At 37.5% G+C, this 18,641-nt stretch carries 16 protein-coding genes and 1 other annotated feature; of the genes, 14 read left to right on the top strand and 2 right to left on the bottom strand.

The genetic code is table 11. From position 1 onward, the window contains the following. Positions 1-27 precede the first annotated feature (27 nt). Positions 28-513 (bottom strand): tripartite tricarboxylate transporter TctB family protein, encoded by a 486-nt coding sequence (locus I0Q91_RS04280; RefSeq protein ID WP_270453083.1) that lies wholly within the window; start codon positions 511-513, stop codon positions 28-30. Between the two features lie 64 nt (positions 514-577). Continuing rightward, positions 578-1,564, bottom strand: coding sequence for a tripartite tricarboxylate transporter substrate binding protein (locus tag I0Q91_RS04275; RefSeq protein ID WP_270453081.1), 987 nt, complete (start codon positions 1,562-1,564; stop codon positions 578-580). Positions 1,565-2,213: 649 nt separating this feature from the next. Between I0Q91_RS04275 and I0Q91_RS04270 the strand changes: the two genes are divergently transcribed. The 14 genes from I0Q91_RS04270 (at position 2,214) to I0Q91_RS04205 (ending at position 18,621) form a co-directional block, all read left to right on the top strand. Continuing rightward, a complete protein-coding gene (locus I0Q91_RS04270) occupies positions 2,214-3,527 on the top strand; it encodes an amidase (RefSeq protein ID WP_270453080.1) in 1,314 nt (437 codons plus the stop codon). A gap of 201 nt (positions 3,528-3,728) precedes the next feature. Beyond that, positions 3,729-4,583, top strand: coding sequence for an ABC transporter substrate-binding protein (locus tag I0Q91_RS04265; protein WP_270453079.1), 855 nt, complete (start codon positions 3,729-3,731; stop codon positions 4,581-4,583). Positions 4,584-4,648: 65 nt separating this feature from the next. Further along, on the top strand, positions 4,649-5,344 hold the full coding sequence (locus I0Q91_RS04260; protein ID WP_270453078.1) for an ABC transporter permease: 696 nt from the start codon (positions 4,649-4,651) through the stop codon (positions 5,342-5,344). Positions 5,345-5,348: 4 nt separating this feature from the next. After that, positions 5,349-6,086: an ABC transporter ATP-binding protein gene (locus tag I0Q91_RS04255; protein ID WP_270453077.1), complete on the top strand. Its 738-nt coding sequence runs from the start codon at positions 5,349-5,351 to the stop codon at positions 6,084-6,086. Between the two features lie 91 nt (positions 6,087-6,177). After that, the gene (locus I0Q91_RS04250) at positions 6,178-6,504 is read left to right on the top strand and encodes a winged helix-turn-helix domain-containing protein (RefSeq protein WP_270453076.1); all 327 of its coding nucleotides are present in this window, start codon (positions 6,178-6,180) and stop codon (positions 6,502-6,504) included. A gap of 93 nt (positions 6,505-6,597) precedes the next feature. Continuing rightward, positions 6,598-6,845 (top strand) — a binding site (T-box leader). Positions 6,846-6,915: 70 nt separating this feature from the next. Continuing rightward, the gene (gene argC / locus I0Q91_RS04245; RefSeq protein WP_270453074.1) at positions 6,916-7,947 is read left to right on the top strand and encodes an N-acetyl-gamma-glutamyl-phosphate reductase; all 1,032 of its coding nucleotides are present in this window, start codon (positions 6,916-6,918) and stop codon (positions 7,945-7,947) included. Between the two features lie 12 nt (positions 7,948-7,959). Then, positions 7,960-9,150, top strand: a complete 1,191-nt coding sequence (argJ, locus tag I0Q91_RS04240; RefSeq protein WP_270453073.1) for a bifunctional glutamate N-acetyltransferase/amino-acid acetyltransferase ArgJ — start codon at positions 7,960-7,962, stop codon at positions 9,148-9,150. Positions 9,151-9,168: 18 nt separating this feature from the next. Beyond that, a complete protein-coding gene (gene argB / locus I0Q91_RS04235) occupies positions 9,169-10,029 on the top strand; it encodes an acetylglutamate kinase (protein ID WP_270453071.1) in 861 nt (286 codons plus the stop codon). 31 nt (positions 10,030-10,060) lie between these two features. Further along, entirely contained in the window at positions 10,061-11,269 is a 1,209-nt protein-coding gene (locus tag I0Q91_RS04230) for an aspartate aminotransferase family protein (RefSeq protein ID WP_270453070.1), read from the top strand. Between the two features lie 147 nt (positions 11,270-11,416). Then, positions 11,417-12,445 (top strand): LacI family DNA-binding transcriptional regulator, encoded by a 1,029-nt coding sequence (locus I0Q91_RS04225; protein WP_270453069.1) that lies wholly within the window; start codon positions 11,417-11,419, stop codon positions 12,443-12,445. Positions 12,446-12,704: 259 nt separating this feature from the next. Then, on the top strand, positions 12,705-13,964 hold the full coding sequence (locus tag I0Q91_RS04220; protein ID WP_270453068.1) for an ABC transporter substrate-binding protein: 1,260 nt from the start codon (positions 12,705-12,707) through the stop codon (positions 13,962-13,964). An 87-nt stretch (positions 13,965-14,051) separates the two neighbouring features. After that, positions 14,052-15,017: a carbohydrate ABC transporter permease gene (locus tag I0Q91_RS04215; RefSeq protein ID WP_270453067.1), complete on the top strand. Its 966-nt coding sequence runs from the start codon at positions 14,052-14,054 to the stop codon at positions 15,015-15,017. Next, positions 15,001-15,864: a carbohydrate ABC transporter permease gene (locus I0Q91_RS04210; RefSeq protein WP_270453066.1), complete on the top strand. Its 864-nt coding sequence runs from the start codon at positions 15,001-15,003 to the stop codon at positions 15,862-15,864. Before I0Q91_RS04215 ends, I0Q91_RS04210 begins: the two co-directional genes overlap by 17 nt. Before the next feature lie 75 nt (positions 15,865-15,939). After that, positions 15,940-18,621: a GH36-type glycosyl hydrolase domain-containing protein gene (locus I0Q91_RS04205; RefSeq protein WP_270453065.1), complete on the top strand. Its 2,682-nt coding sequence runs from the start codon at positions 15,940-15,942 to the stop codon at positions 18,619-18,621. Positions 18,622-18,641 lie beyond the last annotated feature (20 nt).

Genomic DNA, 18,641 nt, shown 5'->3' with positions numbered 1-18,641 from the left:
CAATACTCACTAATATATTTTCAAATATTAAAATAAAATTGTATTTGGCATATACATAGAAATAATTGTTATAAATAAAATATAAGCTGCAGCAGTAACTAAAAGAGCTAAAATCAACTTTTTTATGATCCTACTTTTTAGTTCGTTCTGGAGATTATTCTTTTTAGTATCAATATATTCAATAATAATCCACCAAAAAGCTAAATTTAAAAATGTAGATACAATTAGACCTATGTTGAGCACCATAGAAATATAAGTATAAAGTGCTAAAGCTACTAGAATAATACCTGGAATTGTATATCTCGAATCTAAATCAGGAATAAATTCAGGTCTAATTAAATCTCTAATAAATATAATGATTGCACCGGCAAGGATTATGCCAATAGATATTCTTGGTATAAGAACTTCTTCTGATCTCAATGGCATATTAAAGCTCCAGTAAAACAAAATCGAAAAAATCAATATTAAAATCAAAGCAACAATCCCATTGATTGTAAGTCTTTTTTGATTCATAATTAGCCTCCTACTTTAGTAAAACCCCGGGGAGTTATCCCCGGGCATCTTACTTTCTACTCTATTACTCCTTACTTTCGAGCCAGTCCATAAATTGAGGTAATAAATCATCTCTTACACTATTAAAATACTCTTCTGTTTCTTCAATAGTATGATGGGATACAACAAAGCCCATATCACCCATAGATTCTAAGAAATCATTATCATTGGTTATCTCTGCTAAGGCAGCATTTAAAGCTTCTCTCGTTTCTGCATCTGTACCTGCAGGAGCCCAGGCAGCTAATGTATGTGGCTCAGTAAAATCAATACCAAATTCAGTTACATTAGGTACATCAGGCATCATATCTACTCTCTCTGCAACTGCTGATGTATGAACCATAACAGTTAATTCATCATCATCATGGAGAGGCTTAGCAGCTGATAGACTTAAATGACCAACATCTGCATGGCCACCAGTTAAGTTAAGAGCAACATCAGCGCCACCGGCAAATGCTACATACCTATAATCATACTCATCAGGTGGTAAAATTGCTTCTACTGCATAATGCATAATATGAAGTTCTCCCTGACCGCCAACAATAACTTCGCCTGGATTTTCGTCTATATATGCTCTTAATTCATCAAGATCTTCCCAGGGTGCACCTGCCCTTGAACCAATAGCAAAGGTAGGACTCCCCATTGCTCCAACTGCATCAAAGTCATCATATTCATAACCAATATCTCTGGCAGCAGGCTCAAAGATCATTACTGGAGGATGGCCCCAGAATAAAATATTAGAATCTGGGTCCTGAGAGGCTACATGATAGGCAGCTTCAGTGCCAACAGCACCTGGCATATTTACAACACTGACATCTACGCCAATCTTTTCCAATGCTTCAGCAATATACCTGGCTGAAAGGTCATGTGATCCACCTGCATCAAAGCCGACAACTAAATCAAAGCTTTCACCTTCTAGAGCAGCCCAGGGTTCATCAGCCTGCATTTCACCTGCAGTAAAAATAGCTGCCATTAGAAAAATCGCTACAAAAATTAATGTAAACTTCTTATTCATTTGTTAATTCCTCCTTTAATTTTTTTACTACTGTTATACTCAAATTCTAAGAATTAAAAGAGCTCTAGCCGTATTTTAATATCACCTCCCAGGAGAGAATGGCTTTGTCTATTGTATACAATCTTCCTTTGCCACATTAAAGTTATTCTATAAAAGATCACGTTTTCCTCCTTCTATCATGATTATATTTTCAAATTATATTATCTTTTTAGCTATCATTTCATTCGAAATGTTGCTAATAATATTCAAAAATAGTATAATATTATAAGTTGTTTTAAAATTATAATGAACTAATTCAAAAGAAATATAGGTGTCTGACTTAGAATGAGCTAACCATAAAGGGAATGATATTTTAATTGATAATTACTAGTCCAGGCAAATAAATATTACTCTATAATATTAATTGATTTTTAATCAATATTCTTTTAACAAAAAAAGATAGTTTCAATTCGCTACCCCTCCTACACCCCTCTTACATCCCTCCTACACCTCTACAAAACCTCTATTATACATCTATTATATTTCTTTTAATCCTATTTTATTGACTTTCATTAATTATTTTTGTTTAAGATGATAAAATTTTATAGCAAGATTAAATTTATCTAAACTGATTATAAGTAACTCCATAAAAAATTTTGAGGTGATAAAAATGAAAAGAGAAGAGTTCAATATCCCATATATAATCGAAAATTCAAATAATGATATCCTGAAATTAGAAGAAATAATTGAACATTCACTGGCAGTTATAAATAAAAAAGAAGATAAAATTGCAGCTCTATTGCCAGAAGAGAACAAAAAAATAAGACTGGAACAAGATATAATAGAACTCAAACAAAATCACCAAAATAATAATTTTAAACCTAATTTATTTGGCATTCTGGTTGCTGTCAAAGATATATTCCATCTTGAAGGCTTTAAAACCAGGGCCGGTTCTAGATTAGACCAGGATCTACTTACTGAAAATGAGGGTAGCTTAATTAAAAAACTCCGTTCGCAGGGAGTAATTTTTTTAGGCAAATCAGTAACTACAGAATTTGCCCATTCTGCTCCTGGACCAACAAGAAATCCAAATAATCTCAAGCATACTCCTGGAGGTTCCAGTAGTGGTTCGGCAGCAGCAGTGGCTGCTGGTTATTGCCCATTAGCTTTAGGTACCCAGACAATTGGTTCAGTGATAAGGCCAGCAGCTTACTGTGGTATAGTAGGATTTAAACCAACCCAGGGTAGAATTCCGTCAGATGGTTTTATAAAGTTTTCAGAGACTATAGACCAGATAGGTTTTTTCACCAGGACAGTTAGTGGAGCTGAAATGATATTTGAAAACATATTATCCCCGAAGCATTTTAAAAATATTAAAGAGTTATCCCAGCCTGTTTTAGGAGAACCTGATCAGGCATACCTCAATCAGGCAGATAAAATAGCCCTAAAAAACTTTAAGGCTAACAAATTAACTTTACAGAAAGCAGGTTACAGAATAGAAAAATCACCTATTCTAGAAAATATAGCGGAGATCAACAATTTTCATAGAACCCTGATAGCCTATGAATTTGCCAGAGCACATAAAGACTGGTATAGAAAATATCCAGAAGTATATAGAAGAGAAACAGCTGAATTAATTGAAGAAGGACTAAAAATAAAGGAAAATGATTATCATAAGGCCAGAGATCAACGTTTAAAATTAAAAATCGAAATTAAAGAGGCAATGAATGAAGCTAATATAGATATTTTCATTTCACCGGCAGCGACAGGTCCCGCTCCTATAGGAATTAATTCAACAGGGGATCCTGCAATGAACTTACCCTGGACAAACTGCTGCTTACCGGTAATCACACTTCCAGCAGGTAATAATAACAAAGGCTTGCCTTTAGGACTGCAACTAGCCGCAAATTTTGGAGATGATGAAAAGCTATTAAGATGGAGTAAGACTATTGCCAGTCTTATTAATGGTTTAGATAAGTTATAAGTCGGGTTTTATCAGAAAAAATATTATATATCAATTGATCCAGAATTAGTTGAAGTTTTTATTGAAGTAATATCAGAGGAGTAAATATTATTAAGTAATATAGAGGAATTTTTGCAGGAATTTCAGCAATTATCAAGAATAAATTATCAAGGCGTTATGTTATTAATAAAATAGCGTCTAATATATTGCAAAGGTGATATTATGAAAAAATTATTAAAAGCAGGTTTGATTTTTGCTCTTGTAGTCGGAGTTGGAATATTTATGAGCCATGAGATACAGGCAGAATCAATCAGGCTGGCAACAACCACCAGCACAGAGGACAGTGGTTTATTAGATGAACTACTTCCAATCTTTACTGAAGAGACAGGGATTGAAGTTGAAGTAGTAGCTGTTGGGACCGGCCAGGCACTAGAAATTGGCCGGAGAGGCGATGCAGATATTTTAATGGTCCATGCACCTGACTTAGAAAAAGAATTTATTGAGGATGGTTATGGTACCGAAAGAACATATATTATGTATAATGATTTTGTAATTGTTGGGCCACCAGAAGATCCAGCAGGTCTAAGTGACCTTGTTGGAGAAAGGGCAGACATAGAGACAGCAATGACCGCCATTTATGAAGCCGGTAATGATGGCAGTCTTAGATTTCTCTCAAGAGGCGACGATTCAGGAACCTATCTTAAAGAAATTGCTCTCTGGGAGATGACAGGCCTGGAAGATGTTGAAGATACAGGCTGGTACAATGCATTAGGCCAGGGTATGGGTTCAACTTTAATAACAGCCAATGAGATGGCTGGATATGCTTTGACTGACAGGGGAACATTCCTCTCAATGGCAGAAGGGTTAGCAAATTTAAAGATCTTATATAAAGGCGATGAAGCTCTGAATAACCCATATGGAATAATTCCATTGAATCCAGAAGTATTTGAAAATGCAAATTATGAAGCAGCCCAGCAACTAGTTGACTTTATGGTAAGAGATGATATCCAGAAGAAAATTGGAGAGTTTGGGATAGACACATTTGGCCAGCCATTGTTTTTCTCTGGTGAAGAATAAATAAGTTACTAGAGTTTCAGATGCTGTTATATCAAGAACAATAATATCTTATTTAGGTGATATAAATGGATACATTAATTGAAGGTTTTCAGGAAGCATTTAGATTATTAATCAGTTTAGATAGAGAAGTTTTGCAGATCATTGCTGTCTCGCTTAGAGTGAGCGGGACAGCTCTGGTTTTTTCTGTGCTTATTGGTCTACCCTTAGGAACATTTCTCGGTCTGGCCAGTTTCCCTGGTAAAAAGATAATTACTGCCTTCTTATATACCGGAATGGGCTTTCCTCCAGTTGTTGTTGGCCTATTTGTATTCATAATTTTTTCCAATGCCGGCCCTTTAGGCGATTTGAATTGGCTCTTTACAACCAGAGCAATAGTCGTAGCTCAGACAGTAATTGCATTACCTTTAGTGGCAGGTTTTATTATGACAGCAGTAATGGGGGTAGATAAAAACCTTCTGCTCCAGCTCAGGACCCTGGGAGTCACCAGATTTCAAATGATCTGGACAATTATTAAAGAGGCAAGACTGGGAGCACTAATAGCAATTATTGCTGGCTTTGGAGCAGTTATCTCAGAAGTTGGGGCAGTCATGCTTGTCGGAGGAAATATTAGGGGGAAGACCAGAGTATTAACAACCGCTATCATGCTGGAAACCAGGCAGGGCAGATTTGGCCTGGCAATAGCCCTTGGTATAATTCTTTTAACAATAACATTTATTATAAATATCTTTATGCTCAATCTTCAGGAGAAGGAGCGGAACTAAAACAATGTCTATTACATATAGGTTAGAAAATATCAGTAAAATATATGATGAAAAGCAGATCTTAAATATCAGAGAACTGGAATTTAAGACCGGTGAAATCTTTGGTCTGGTTGGCCCCAGTGGTGCTGGTAAAAGTACATTGCTTAGACTGTTAAATTTTCTGGAAAAACCGAGCTCAGGCAGAATAAAATACAATGGCAATGGTTATTTAGATGGCACTCTGCCTGATCTTTCACAGAGACGCTCAATTACAACAGTCCTCCAACGATCAGCCCTGCTCCAGCAATCAGTCTGGAAGAATGTGATCTTTCCGCTAAAAATAAGAGGAATTAAGATTACCGAATCCAAAACGTTAGAAATTGAAGAACTTCTCAAGTACCTGGGACTCCATGAGCTAAAAGACCAGAGGGCTGATAAACTCTCAGGAGGCGAGGCCCAGCGGGTAGCCATGGCCAGAGCAGTTGTCTTTGAACCTGATGTTCTCCTCCTTGATGAGCCAACTTCTAATCTAGATCCTTCAAATATTAGCATCATCGAAAAGATGATTGAACGTTATATAAAAAAGCCTGACAAAACAATTATAATGATTACCCATAATATCATGCAGGCTAAACGGCTGGCAGATAGAATAGGCCTGATCTATGAAGGAGAGATGATTGAAGTAGCTAAGAAAGACAAGTTTTTTAATGATCCAGAGAGAAATCTAACTGAGAAATTTTTAAATGGAGAATTAATTTATTAATCTAACAGTATTATGATTTAATCAGTTCAGCAGATTGAATTATCCAGTTGGGAAGTTGCTTAATGAGATAAAATTAATTGGAGGGTTAACTGTGAAAGCTAATTTTCGGTGCTGGCTTGAAAATGATAGAGGAGAACAGATTATCGGCCCTGGATTATATCGACTTTTAACTGAAGTTAAAAATTCTGGCTCATTAAGTCAGGCTGCCAGGGAGATGAATATGTCCTATCGGACTGCCTGGGGTAAGGTCAAGAAGATAGAAGAGCGAGTCGGAACTCAAGTTATCAATAAAACCGTTGGTGGCAAGGATGGTGGTGGCTCAGAGTTAACCTCTAAAGGATATGAACTTATGGATATTTATAGTCAGCTAAAGCAGAAATTAGATTCAACCCTTAGAGAAATAATAGAAGAATTATAGCTATTTTAAGAAGAGAAAATATTTTTTATAGATTTCCATTGCATTTTATACGATTATGCTGTATAATATTTAAAATAACCGAAATAAATACTTGTAACTTCAATGAAGGAAATAAGTAAGAACATTCCTCTCCTTTTTAGCGAATCGGTGATGGTGCAAGACCGATGGATGAATGAACTGAACTCGTATTCTGGAGAAGTCCTCTGTAAAGATAGGGAGAAATTAAAATACTCTCCATGTTAAAGAGGTCCGCTAGCTCCGTTAAGGCTAGAGAGGTAAGTTATAGCATAACTATAACTTACAAATGAAGTGGTACCGCGGATTATATAACCGTCTTCTGACTGATAAATTCAGCCAGGAGACGGTTTTTTTGATTATAAATCAATTTAAATAAATAGGGAGTAGATAATAATGATTAATGTAAGCATAATTGGAGCAACAGGTTATACTGGCATGGAGTTAGTCAGGCTACTTGCAGCCCATCCAGAGGTTAAAATTCAGCAGATAACTTCAGAAAGTTTTGCAGGCAGAGAAATTGCAGAGATTTATCCCCATCTAAAAGATAAATTCAAAATGGAATTAAAAAGTATTAACATTGCTGATATTACCAGTAAGTCAGAACTTGTCTTTACAGCCCTTCCCCATGGTATTTCAATGGAGATAGTGCCAGAGCTTATTAATAGCGGCTTAAAGGTTATTGATCTCAGCGCAGATTTTAGATATCAGAGCCAGGCTCTCTATGAAAACTGGTATCAGCAGCATCTCAGCCCTGAGTTAATAACAGAAGCCGTCTATGGTTTACCGGAGATAAATCAAAAAGCAATCAGCACAGCCAGACTGATAGCCAATCCAGGCTGTTATCCAACAGCATCTATACTGGCCCTATATCCACTAATTAAAGAGGGTTTAATCAGTCCAGATAATCTAATAATAGATGCCAAATCAGGAGTATCAGGGGCTGGTAGAAAACCCAGCCAGCAGCTCCATTTCTGTGAAACAGCAGAAAACTTTAAAGCCTACAAAGTTGGGGAACATCGCCATCAATCAGAGATTATTGAAAAACTTGTCGGCTGGTCAGGGAAAGAGGTTGATCTGATCTTTACTCCTCATCTTTTACCGGTCAAACGTGGGATCCTGATTACCTGTTACGCTATTTTAGAGGAAGAGAGATTACGATTTGATTTAATTAAAACCTATCAGAAATTTTACAGTCAGAAAGAATTTATTCGAATTTTTGAAGATAAAGAATTGGAACTTAAATATGTAACTGGATCAAATTATTGTGATATAACAGTTAAGAAAGTAGGGCCTAAAAAAGTTGTGATCATGGCTGCAATAGATAACCTGATTAAAGGTTCAGCAGGTCAGGCAGTCCAGAATCTAAATCTAAATCAGGGCTATCCTGAAAAAATGGGCCTTGAATTAACAGGAAGATACATATAAGGAGAGATAATAATGAAAGACATAAATAGTGGAATCCTTGCACCGTCAGGTTTTGCAGGTTCAGCAGTTAAAACAGGAGTAAAAAATTCAAGTCTTGATCTGGCAATTATCTATGCTGAAAAAGAGGCCAGAACAGTGGCAGTCTTTACAACCAATGAAGTCCAGGCAGCTCCGGTAATATTTAGTAGAGAACAGCTTAAGTCCGATAGAATAAAAGCAATTGTTGTAAATAGTGGAATTGCCAATGCCTGTACCGGTGAACAGGGCTGGCTAGATACAGTCGAGATGGCAAAAAAGACTGCTAGCAAATTAAGCCTTGATAAAGAACAGATTCTTATAGCATCAACAGGAATTATTGGCAAGAATCTTCCAATGGATAAAATCAAGCCTGGAATAGATCAAGCGGCAGCCTCATTAAATAAATCTTCAGGTTCAGAGATTGCAAGAGCAATTCTAACAACAGATACCAGTATAAAAGAGAAAGCCTTTAAATTTGAAATTGGAGGCAGAGAAATAAAGATAGGCGGAGTTGCCAAGGGCTCAGGGATGATAGAACCTAATATGGCAACAATGCTGGCCTTTTTCACAACAGATATAGCAATCAAGACAGAACTTTTAGATGCAGCTTTCAGAGAAGCAGTCGCAAAATCATTTAATAAGATAACCGTTGATGGAGATCAAAGCACCAATGATATGGCGGCCATAATGGCCAGTGGTATGGCAGGCAACCCTGAAATCACTGAGAAAGGCAATGATTACCATAAATTTGTCAGAGTATTGACTGAGCTTGCCGAATTCCTGGCCCAGGCTATTGTTAGAGATGGAGAGGGCTGCACAAAATTTATCGAAGTTGTTACTGCAGGTGTCAGGACTGAAGAGGAGGCTGAGAAAATTGCCAGAAAGATAGCCAATTCACCGCTGGTTAAGACAGCTATCTTCGGTGAAGCCCCGTCCTGGGGCAGGATTGCTGCTGCAGTCGGCTCAGCCAGCAATAACTTCTCAAAATCAGATCTGGTAATTGAATTAAATGGCAATAAGATCTTCGGTCCAGCCGAAAAAGTCTATAACTTTCCTAAAGATATACTAAACCAGAATGAAATACTGATAAATGTCGATCTCAATGCCGGTCATGCCAGTGCAAAGATCTGGACCTGCGATTTCAGCCACGGCTATATCGATATAAATACAAAATATTATAGTTAATTTATGAGGAGAGATCAGATGAAAGATTTAATCGAAAGAGCAGATAATTTAATTGAAGCCCTGCCCTATATCCAGAAATTCCAGGGAAAGATAATGGTCATTAAATATGGAGGCAATGCCATGGTCAATGGCGAGATGCTGGCTTCAGTTTTAAAAGATATAGCCCTATTAAAATATGTCGGTATTAAGCCGGTAATGGTCCATGGCGGTGGACCGGCAATCTCTGAAAGCCTTGATCGACTTGGTTTAGAAAGCTACTTCCATAAAGGTCTTAGGGTTACCGATCAGGAGACAATGGCAGTTGTCAGGGAGACTCTGGTCGGCCAGGTCAATACCAGAATAGTCGACTATGCTGGCCTGGCTGGAACTAAGGCCGTCGGTTTATCCGGAAGTGATGGTAGCCTGATAGTGGCTAGAAAATATTTTGATGGAACAGATTTTGATTATGGTTATGTCGGCGAAGTTGATAGAATCAACCCGGTAATAATTGAGACAATGCTAACAGCAGGCTATTTCCCAATTATCGCACCAGTTGGAGTTGACCAATCAGGCAACAGCTACAATATTAATTCAGATCTCGTTGCCGGCGAGATAGCAGCAGCTTTAAAAGCAGAAAAATTAATAGTTCTGACCAATACCGATGGAATTCTGGCAGATAAAAATGATCCAGAAAGCCGGATTTCCAGATTAAAGTTGCCTGAGATTGAAGAGATGATAACCTCTGGAAGAATTGCTGGCGGAATGTTACCAAAGGTCAAAGCCTGTAAGACAGCACTTCAGAACCAGGTAAATAGAACTCATATCCTGGATGGCCGCCAGGAACATGCTTTATTGCTAGAGATCTTTACAGCCCATGGAATCGGAACGATGATCAATTAAGAACTGGCTTAATCTATAGGAGATGATATCTATGCAAACAAATGAAATTATAGGATTAGAAAATAAATACCATATGAACCTCTACAATCGGATTCCACTAGTCCTTGAAAGAGGTAATGGGGTTTATCTTTATGATAATGAAGGCAACTGCTATCTGGATTTTGCAGCTGGCATAGCAGTCAATTCACTGGGCCATAATGACCCAGATGTAACTAAAGCTATTAAAGACCAGGCTGAGAAGCTAATCCATGGCTCCAACCTCTATCATTATGAGAGTCAGAACAAACTTGCTAAAATCCTGGTTGGAAATAGTTCAGCTGATAGAGTCTTTTTTGCCAATAGTGGAGCTGAAGCCAATGAGGCAGCCTTAAAGTTGACCAGGCGCTATTTTTACAATCAGAATCAGCCAAAACATGAAATTATAGTGGCTGACCGTTCATTCCATGGCCGGACCCTGGCTACTCTAGCCGCCACAGACAGGCCAAAATACCAGAAGCCTTTCCAGCCATTACCGACTGGATTTAAAGTTGTCCCCTTTAATGATCTCAAGGCAGCAGAAGATGCTATAACACCTGAAACAGCAGCGATTATGGTTGAACCAGTTCAGGGAGAAGGTGGTGTAAGACCGGCCAGCCAGGATTATTTAACTGGACTTAGAAAATTAGCAGATGAAAAAAATATTCTTTTAATCTTTGATGAAGTCCAGACTGGAATCGGTAGAACAGGTCACTTCTTTGCCCATCAGGCTTATGGAGTTGAGCCGGATATCTTTACATCAGCCAAAGCCCTGGGTAATGGAGTGCCAATTAGCGCCTTATTGGCAAAAGAAAAAGTAGCTAAAAGTTTTCAGCCAGGAGACCATGCCACAACCTATGGCGGCAATCCCCTGGTCTGCAGCGCAGCCCTGGCCACAGTCAACAAGATAATCCAGCCTGATTTTCTCAGCTCAGTCAGAGAAACAGGTCAGTATTTAAAAGAATCTTTAGAAAACCTTTCAGAAGAAGTCAGCTGGCTCGGCCCTGTCCGGGGTATGGGGCTCTTACTGGCAGTTAAAACTGGTGATAAAACTAAAGAGTTGATGACAGCTTTAAGAAAGCAGGGAATCCTGGTACTTACAGCCGGAGAAGACCTTTTAAGATTTGCCCCGCCTTTAATTATAAAAAAAGAAGAGATAGACCAGTTTATTAAAGTATTTAAGAGCCTGGTCAAAGATCCAGCATTTAATAGGATTAATTTATAATCAGAATTAAAAAATAAATCAAAAATTCAATGAAAAAAGTTTGACAATTAAGATTATATATAATATAATTAAATCAACTTTTGGGAACGGTCCCGGTACCACTCCCGAAGATTTTCAAAATTATGTCACAAAAAAGCGAGGTCTATTATGAAAAACAGTGTAGATATTTATACAATAGCAGAACATGCAGGAGTCTCAAAAAGTACCGTTTCCAGAGTCTTAAATAATAAAGATGATGTTAGCGAGACTACCCGGGAAAAAGTTATGGAAGTAATAAAAAACTTAAACTATAAACCTAATAGTTCAGCAAAAGGCCTTGCCAGTCAGAGAACTAAAACAGTTGGTCTGGTAGTTTCAGAAATCACCAATTCATTTTTCTCTATGTTTGTTAAAGGCGCTGAAGATAAAGCCATGGAAGAAAACTATAATATAATGCTTGCTAACAGTAACTGGGTTGTTGAAGAAGAACTTAAATGTATTAGAATCTTTGAAGAGGGCAGGGTTGATGGTATTTTAAAGATAAGTGGTGGTGGCGATGAGCTTTTAAATGACTACTTAAATAGCCTGGCCAATAAAGAAATGCCCTTAATAGTTGTCGACAGAAAAATGGATAATGAAAATATACCAAAAGTTAACGTAGATAATATCGATGGTGCCTATAAAGGAACTAAATATTTATTAGGATTAGGCCACAAAAAAATAGCCTTTGTTAAAGGTGATGATATAGCAGCTTCAGACGCTTCAATAGATAGAGTTAAAGGTTATCGCAAAGCACTAGCTGACTCAAATATAGATTATCAGGTTATAGAACCAGGTTTTTTTGATAGAGAAGATGCCTTTACTGCTACTGAAAATATTATAAAAAATCACCCAGATATTACTGCTATTTTTTATGCATCAGACATGATGGCAGTTGGTGGCCTTAAAGCCTTAAAAAAAGCCGGGCTCAAAGTGCCAGAGGACATTTCAGTTCTAGGTTTTGATGATATTGAACTTGCCTCTATCATAGATCCAGCGCTTTCAACCTTAAGACAGCCCAGGTATCAGATGGGTTATCTAGGTATGGAAAAGTTGATTGATAAATTAGAGGGTAGACCTGAAGAGGTTTACGGAGAAGATGTAATCTTTGAATTAGAATTGATTGAACGTGAATCGACAGGACCGGTTAAGGCTTAAAATTGTAAATATAATTCCATTCCTGAAGCATTAGGATATATCAGATAATTAATCAGTTTTCCCTGGGGGTGGAATATATTTTTTAATAATTTTGGGAGCACTCCCGAGACTTTATATAATTCTTACAATTTTATAAGTACATAAGCAGAATTATATTTTTTCAGGTTTCCGGTACCACTCCCGAAAAATAGATCTTGAAATTATAAGTAATATAAGACAAAATTTAAATCATGACCAAAAAATTCTAAGGGGGACAATCATGTTTTCTAAAAAAGGTTTATTATTAACAGTTATGGTATTTGTAATGGCAGCTTCATTATTATTAGGTGGTAGCACAGAGTTAATGGCTGAGGATGTAACTACAATCACAGTTGCAGCATTCCCTGATCAGGATTCGGGTTTTGAAGCAATCTTAGATGATTTCCATGAAAAGCACCCGCATATTAGGGTAGAATTAGAAGTGGCTGACTTTGATGATCACCATCAAACATTATTAACTAGAATTGCTGCTGGCTCAAATGTTCCAGATGTAGCCAATGTAGAAATTGCATTTGTCGGTGACTTTGTCAACAGAGGTGGCTTTGAAAATTTAACTGCTGAGCCATATAATGCAGGTAGATTTGAAGAAGATATTATTGGTTACAAATGGGCCCAGGGAACCAATGACGATACAGGTAATCTGATTGCAATGCCTTTAGATATTTCCCCAGGTACAATGTTCTATCGTAGAGATCGTCTGGATGAATTAGGTGTAGATATTGAAGATCTTAATACCATGGAAGACTGGATAGAGGTTGGAGAAGAATTTGCAGCTGAAGGTGACAAATGGTTATTTGCTGATGCAGCTTCAGTTTATGAAATGATAAGAAGATCTGGAGATCATCAGTTCTTTGATGATGAAGGCGAGCCAATTATAACTTCAGATAAATTTGTTAGAGCTTTTGAAATGGCCAAAGAAGTTAGAGATAGAGGTCTAGATGGACAGATTGGTGAATGGTCAAATGAATGGTTCACAACATTCCAGGAAGGTACTGCCTTAGTTCATACTTCTGGTGCATGGTTAGGTGGCCATATCCAGAACTGGATGGCTCCTGAAACTGCTGGCAAATGGGGAGTTTCCAACCTGCCAGATGATATGTATATCAACTGGGGTGGCTCATTCTTAGCTATTCCTGAAGATGCTGAAAATAAAGCAGAAGCATGGGAATTCATTGAATATGTAACTACTAACGTTGAGCCACAGATTGCTCAGTTCGAAGCAGCTAATATATTCCCAGCATTACTAGAAGCATTTGACCATGAAATCTTTGAAGAACCATCAGAATTTTATGGTGGTCAGAATGTTAGAGAACTCTGGTTAGATGCTGCAATGCAGATTCCTGAAGTAAATACAAATAGATATGACAATATTGCTGAAGATATCGTTGGCGATGCTTTAACAGAGGTACTGGAAAACGATAAAGATATCATGCAGGCTTTAGAAGATGCAGAACAGTTACTAAGAAGAAGAATGAGATAAATCAATCAATAAATAAAAAAGGGGCTGATATTATCAGCCCCTTAATTATAACAATTTTCTTTGTATTTTTTTACTAGGAGGAAAAAAATGAAATCCAATAATAATTCAGGGATTGGCGATAAATTAAGATTAAGTAAAAATGTAGCCCCTTATGTCTTTATCTCCCCATTTTTCATTTTATTTTTGATATTTGGCCTCTTCCCAATTTTATATTCTTTCTTTTTAAGCTTTAATTCCTGGGATGGAATAGGTCAGATGAGCTTTGTAGGTCTTGATAATTATGCTTACATCTTAACAGATGATTGGTTCTGGGATTCAGTTAAAAGTACACTTATAATTTTTGCATTGACAACAATACCACAGCATGTTTTTGCATTAACACTTGCTTTTATATTAAATTCAACATATGTAAAATTAAAAGACTTCTTTAGAACGTCATATTTTCTGCCTTATATAACTTCGGCAGTTGCAATAGCAATAATCTTTGATGTTCTATTAGGTCATCGTTCAGGCCTTTTAAATGCACTCTTAATCTGGGCCAATCAGTTGCCACCAGTGGAATTTCTCTTTCAGACATTCAATTTTGATCTGCCGGCCAGGTGGCTAGGTGAACCTAGATTGATTAGATTTTCAATTGCCGGATTACTTACCTGGAGGTTTACCGGCTGGAATATGTTAATCTATTTTGCTGGACTCCAGACAATCCCTAAAAGTCTCTATGAAGCAGCTAGAGTAGATGGAGCCAGTATCAGACAGGTCTTTACAAAGATAACACTGCCATTATTGAAGCCAGTTATTTTCTTTGGTGTTACCATGTCTATAATTGGAAACTTACAGCTCTTTGAAGAACCATTTGTACTGGTTGGAGCTGATGGCGGTACAGGGCGAGCAGGGATGACTACTGCAATGTACTTATTCAGGACAGGTTTCCACTGGAGACAGTTTGGCGAAGGTAGTGCCATGGCATATGTACTGTGTGTATTTATAATAATCTTAAGTTTAGTAAATAAAAAATTATTCTCTGGTGGTGGCTTAAATGAATTACAGCAATAAACTGGAATCAAATACACAGAGGAAGGCTATTAATATTATTAAAAAAGTATTATTATATTCTTTTTTAGCCGCTGGAGTTATAATAACCTTTGTTCCATTTCTTTACATGTTTTTATTAGCTACCAGATCCAGGGCAGAGATATTTTCATCTATCTTTTCACTGGCTCCAGGCCAGTCTTTTATGGATAATTACCAGATATTAATAAGCAATGTACCTATCTGGAGAAACCTATTTAATAGTATCTTTATTTCGACTACAGCAACTATCTTAACAGTATTTTTCTGTTCCTTAGGTGGATATGGTTTCTCTAAATATAACTTTAAATTTAAAGATACATTATTCTTTTCAATGTTAGCAACAATGATGATTCCAGGTCTATTATCAATCATACCCTGGTTTATAATGATGAACTTCTTTGGCTGGATAGACACCTTCTATCCAATGATAATACCAGGAATAGCCAATCCCTTTGGAATCTTTTTAATGACGCAGTTTATGAATTCAATTCCCTATGATGTTATAGATGCTGCCAGGATTGATGGCTGTGGAGAGTTTGAGATTTTCCTTAAGATAATTCTACCTATGAGCAAATCAGGTATCGGAGCCCTATCAGTCTTAACATTTTTAGGCTCCTGGAACGTTTTAATGCAGCCACTTCTAATCCTTCAGAGCAGACATATGTGGACACTACCTGTAGCTCTGACAAGGTTGGCAGATCAGGCCGGTATCGACCATGGTGCGGCTATGGTTGGAGTTATAATAGCAATAGCACCAATTTTAATTGCATATATAATCGGTTCCAAATCAATCCTTAAAGGTGTTATGGAAGGTGCAACCAAGGGTTAATTTAAGAAAAGGGTAGAAATATTAATTAAAGAAAGTATATAGTCAGTTTATCTTTTTATGAAAGTAGGTTATATGATGAATCAGTTAAATAAATGGAAGTTCACTGGAGAAAATGGAGAATTCGAATTAAAACATCCGGATAAGAGTAATTATTTATACTTTCCTCTGGCCAATGAAGCCGGTATGATGTCAGCAATTACACCTAGAATGCATGGTGATATTAAAACAGACCAGAACACATTTGCCATGCGGCCTGTTTCGCTGGAGGATTTACATAATACTAAATCAGCCAGGAATTTCTGGGTATCAACTGATCAGGGAGAAGTCTGGTCAGCAACAGGTAATTCAGCAGTTCAATTTTCGCAGAAATTTACTGAAGATAATTCTGAAGAAGTTAAGCTAAAGGCTGGACCTCTCTGGCATAAAATCACCAGAGAAAATTCAAATTTAAATTTAAAATCAGAAGTTCTAAACTTTGTTCCCACCAATACAGATATAGTAGAATTAATGGAAATAAAGTTGACCAATACAGGCAGCAGATCAACAACCTTAACGCCAACAGCTGCAGTGCCGATCTATGGCCGTTCAGCAGATAATTTAAGGGACCATCGCCATGTCACCTCTCTACTAAATAGAATAGAGACAATTGATCATGGAGTGATGGTTAAACCGACTCTTTCCTTTGATGAAAGAGGCCATACTGTTAATAATGTCTCCTATGGAGTAGTAGGAGCCACAGGCTCAGGCGAAAAGCCTGAAGGCTTTTTCCCGATAGTTGAAGATTTTATCGGTAAAGGCGGCAATCTAGAATGGCCTGAGACAATAGTAGACAACAAAGATAATTACCTGAAGGCCGGTGAGTCTATAGATGGTTACGAGGCTATCGGTGCCCTTAGATTTGCCGATATCACCCTGGAACCAGGGGAAGAAGTCTCATATATCATAGTTATAGCAATAGATGAATCTGGAGGCAATTTTGCTGAACTGGCTGATAAATACTGTAATCAGAAATCATTTGTTTATTATTTAGATAAAAACAAAGAGTTCTGGAAAGAAAAACTGGATACAGTTCAGGTTCAGACCGGTGACAGTGAATTTAATAACTGGATGAAATGGGTCACCTTACAACCTATCTTAAGGAGAATCTACGGCTGCTCATTTCTGCCAAGTCATGATTATGGCCGGGGTGGCAGAGGCTGGAGAGATCTCTGGCAGGACTGCCTGGCACTACTTTTAATGGAGCCAGAACCAGTTAGAGAATTATTATATAATAATTTTTCTGGAGTCAGAATAGATGGCAGCAATGCAACAATCATAGGCTCTGAGCCAGGAGAATTTAAAGCAGATAGAAATAATATCAGGCGGGTCTGGATGGACCATGGAGCCTGGCCATTCCTCACAACTAAACTCTATATAGATCAATCAGGAGACCTGGAATTCCTGTTAAGAGACCAGACCTATTTTGATGCCGGCAGCAATCTATTAGATAAAGAGAATAATATTTATCAGGGCAGTATTATAGAACATTTTCTGGTCCAGCATCTAACCCATTTCTTTGGAGTTGGCGAGAATAATAACTTTCTCTTAAAGAATGGAGACTGGAATGACGGACTGGATATGGCACCAGAAAAAGGAGAAAGCGTTGCCTTTACAGCACTTTATGGCAGTAACCTTCTGGAACTTGCTGATCTTTTTAAGAGCTTAAAAGAGAAAAAAGCAATAGATAATATAGAACTGGCCAGAGAACTTTTAACCCTCCTGGACACAATTAACGCCGATGTAGATTATGATTCAACTGAATACAAAAATCAGCTTCTAGGCGAATATCATAACCGCTGCCAGGATGGAATTTCAGGCCAGAAAATTAAAGTCTCAATCAATAATCTTATCAGTGATTTAGAAACCAAGGGTCACTGGATCAGAGAACACCTCAATCAGAACGAATGGCTTGAAAATAATGCCGGCCACAACTGGTATAACGGCTATTATGATAATGATGGCCAGAGACTTGAAGGCGATCATTCTGAGGGGACACGAATGACATTAACAGGACAGGTCTTTCCAATTATGGCCGGTATTCCTGAAGATCAGCAGATAGAAAAGATTATTAATTCAGTCGACCATTATTTAAAAGATGAATCAGTAGGTGGCTATCGCCTGAATACAGATTTCAATGAGATCAAGACCAATCTAGGCAGATTATTCGGCTTTGCCTATGGCCATAAAGAAAACGGAGCCATGTTTAGCCATATGGCAGTAATGTATAGCAATGCCCTTTATAAACAGGGTTTTGCCAGTGCCGGTCATGAAGTCATAGATTCTATCTATCAGCACTGTCAGGATTTTGAAACCAGCAGGATCTATCCTGGAATCCCTGAATATATCAACCAGCGTGGCCAGGGAATGTACCATTATCTGACTGGAAGTGCCAGCTGGCTTCTACTGACCATGGTTACCGAAGTCTTTGGTGTCAGAGGTGAGCTCGGAGATCTAGTCCTGGATCCTAAACTAGTCCCTTCACAATTCGATGAGACTGGCAGAGCAAAGATCGGAACAATTTTTGCCGATAAATTCCTGAATATCTGTTATATCAATAAAGATAAACTGACAGCAAAAGATTATAAAATTAAAGAAGTAAAATTAAATGATAGCCCAATAGTTCATGAAATCAAAGACGGCTATGCAGTTATTTCCAGAGAGATAATAGAACAACTGGATAATGACAGCAACAATCAAATACAGGTAGTTTTAAATTAAAAAGTATTTAATCAGGATAG

It is taken from the genome of Halonatronomonas betaini (assembly GCF_015666175.1).
GTDB lineage: Bacteria > Bacillota > Halanaerobiia > Halanaerobiales > Halarsenatibacteraceae > Halonatronomonas > Halonatronomonas betaini.
The sequence above is the reverse complement of the archived record's forward strand: the minus strand, read 5'-3'. Positions and strand labels throughout refer to the sequence as shown.

What these genes read in the sequence shown, in the direction of transcription:
- I0Q91_RS04280 (WP_270453083.1), bottom strand. Translation starts at nt 513, where the DNA reads ATGAATCAAAAAAGACTTACAATCAATGGGATTGTTGCTTTGATTTTA.
- I0Q91_RS04275 (WP_270453081.1), bottom strand. Translation starts at nt 1,564, where the DNA reads ATGAATAAGAAGTTTACATTAATTTTTGTAGCGATTTTTCTAATGGCA.
- I0Q91_RS04270 (WP_270453080.1), top strand. Translation starts at nt 2,214, where the DNA reads ATGAAAAGAGAAGAGTTCAATATCCCATATATAATCGAAAATTCAAAT.
- I0Q91_RS04265 (WP_270453079.1), top strand. Translation starts at nt 3,729, where the DNA reads ATGAAAAAATTATTAAAAGCAGGTTTGATTTTTGCTCTTGTAGTCGGA.
- I0Q91_RS04260 (WP_270453078.1), top strand. Translation starts at nt 4,649, where the DNA reads ATGGATACATTAATTGAAGGTTTTCAGGAAGCATTTAGATTATTAATC.
- I0Q91_RS04255 (WP_270453077.1), top strand. Translation starts at nt 5,349, where the DNA reads ATGTCTATTACATATAGGTTAGAAAATATCAGTAAAATATATGATGAA.
- argC (WP_270453074.1), top strand. Translation starts at nt 6,916, where the DNA reads ATGATTAATGTAAGCATAATTGGAGCAACAGGTTATACTGGCATGGAG.
- argJ (WP_270453073.1), top strand. Translation starts at nt 7,960, where the DNA reads ATGAAAGACATAAATAGTGGAATCCTTGCACCGTCAGGTTTTGCAGGT.
- argB (WP_270453071.1), top strand. Translation starts at nt 9,169, where the DNA reads ATGAAAGATTTAATCGAAAGAGCAGATAATTTAATTGAAGCCCTGCCC.
- I0Q91_RS04230 (WP_270453070.1), top strand. Translation starts at nt 10,061, where the DNA reads ATGCAAACAAATGAAATTATAGGATTAGAAAATAAATACCATATGAAC.
- I0Q91_RS04225 (WP_270453069.1), top strand. Translation starts at nt 11,417, where the DNA reads ATGAAAAACAGTGTAGATATTTATACAATAGCAGAACATGCAGGAGTC.
- I0Q91_RS04220 (WP_270453068.1), top strand. Translation starts at nt 12,705, where the DNA reads ATGTTTTCTAAAAAAGGTTTATTATTAACAGTTATGGTATTTGTAATG.
- I0Q91_RS04215 (WP_270453067.1), top strand. Translation starts at nt 14,052, where the DNA reads ATGAAATCCAATAATAATTCAGGGATTGGCGATAAATTAAGATTAAGT.
- I0Q91_RS04210 (WP_270453066.1), top strand. Translation starts at nt 15,001, where the DNA reads ATGAATTACAGCAATAAACTGGAATCAAATACACAGAGGAAGGCTATT.
- I0Q91_RS04205 (WP_270453065.1), top strand. Translation starts at nt 15,940, where the DNA reads ATGAATCAGTTAAATAAATGGAAGTTCACTGGAGAAAATGGAGAATTC.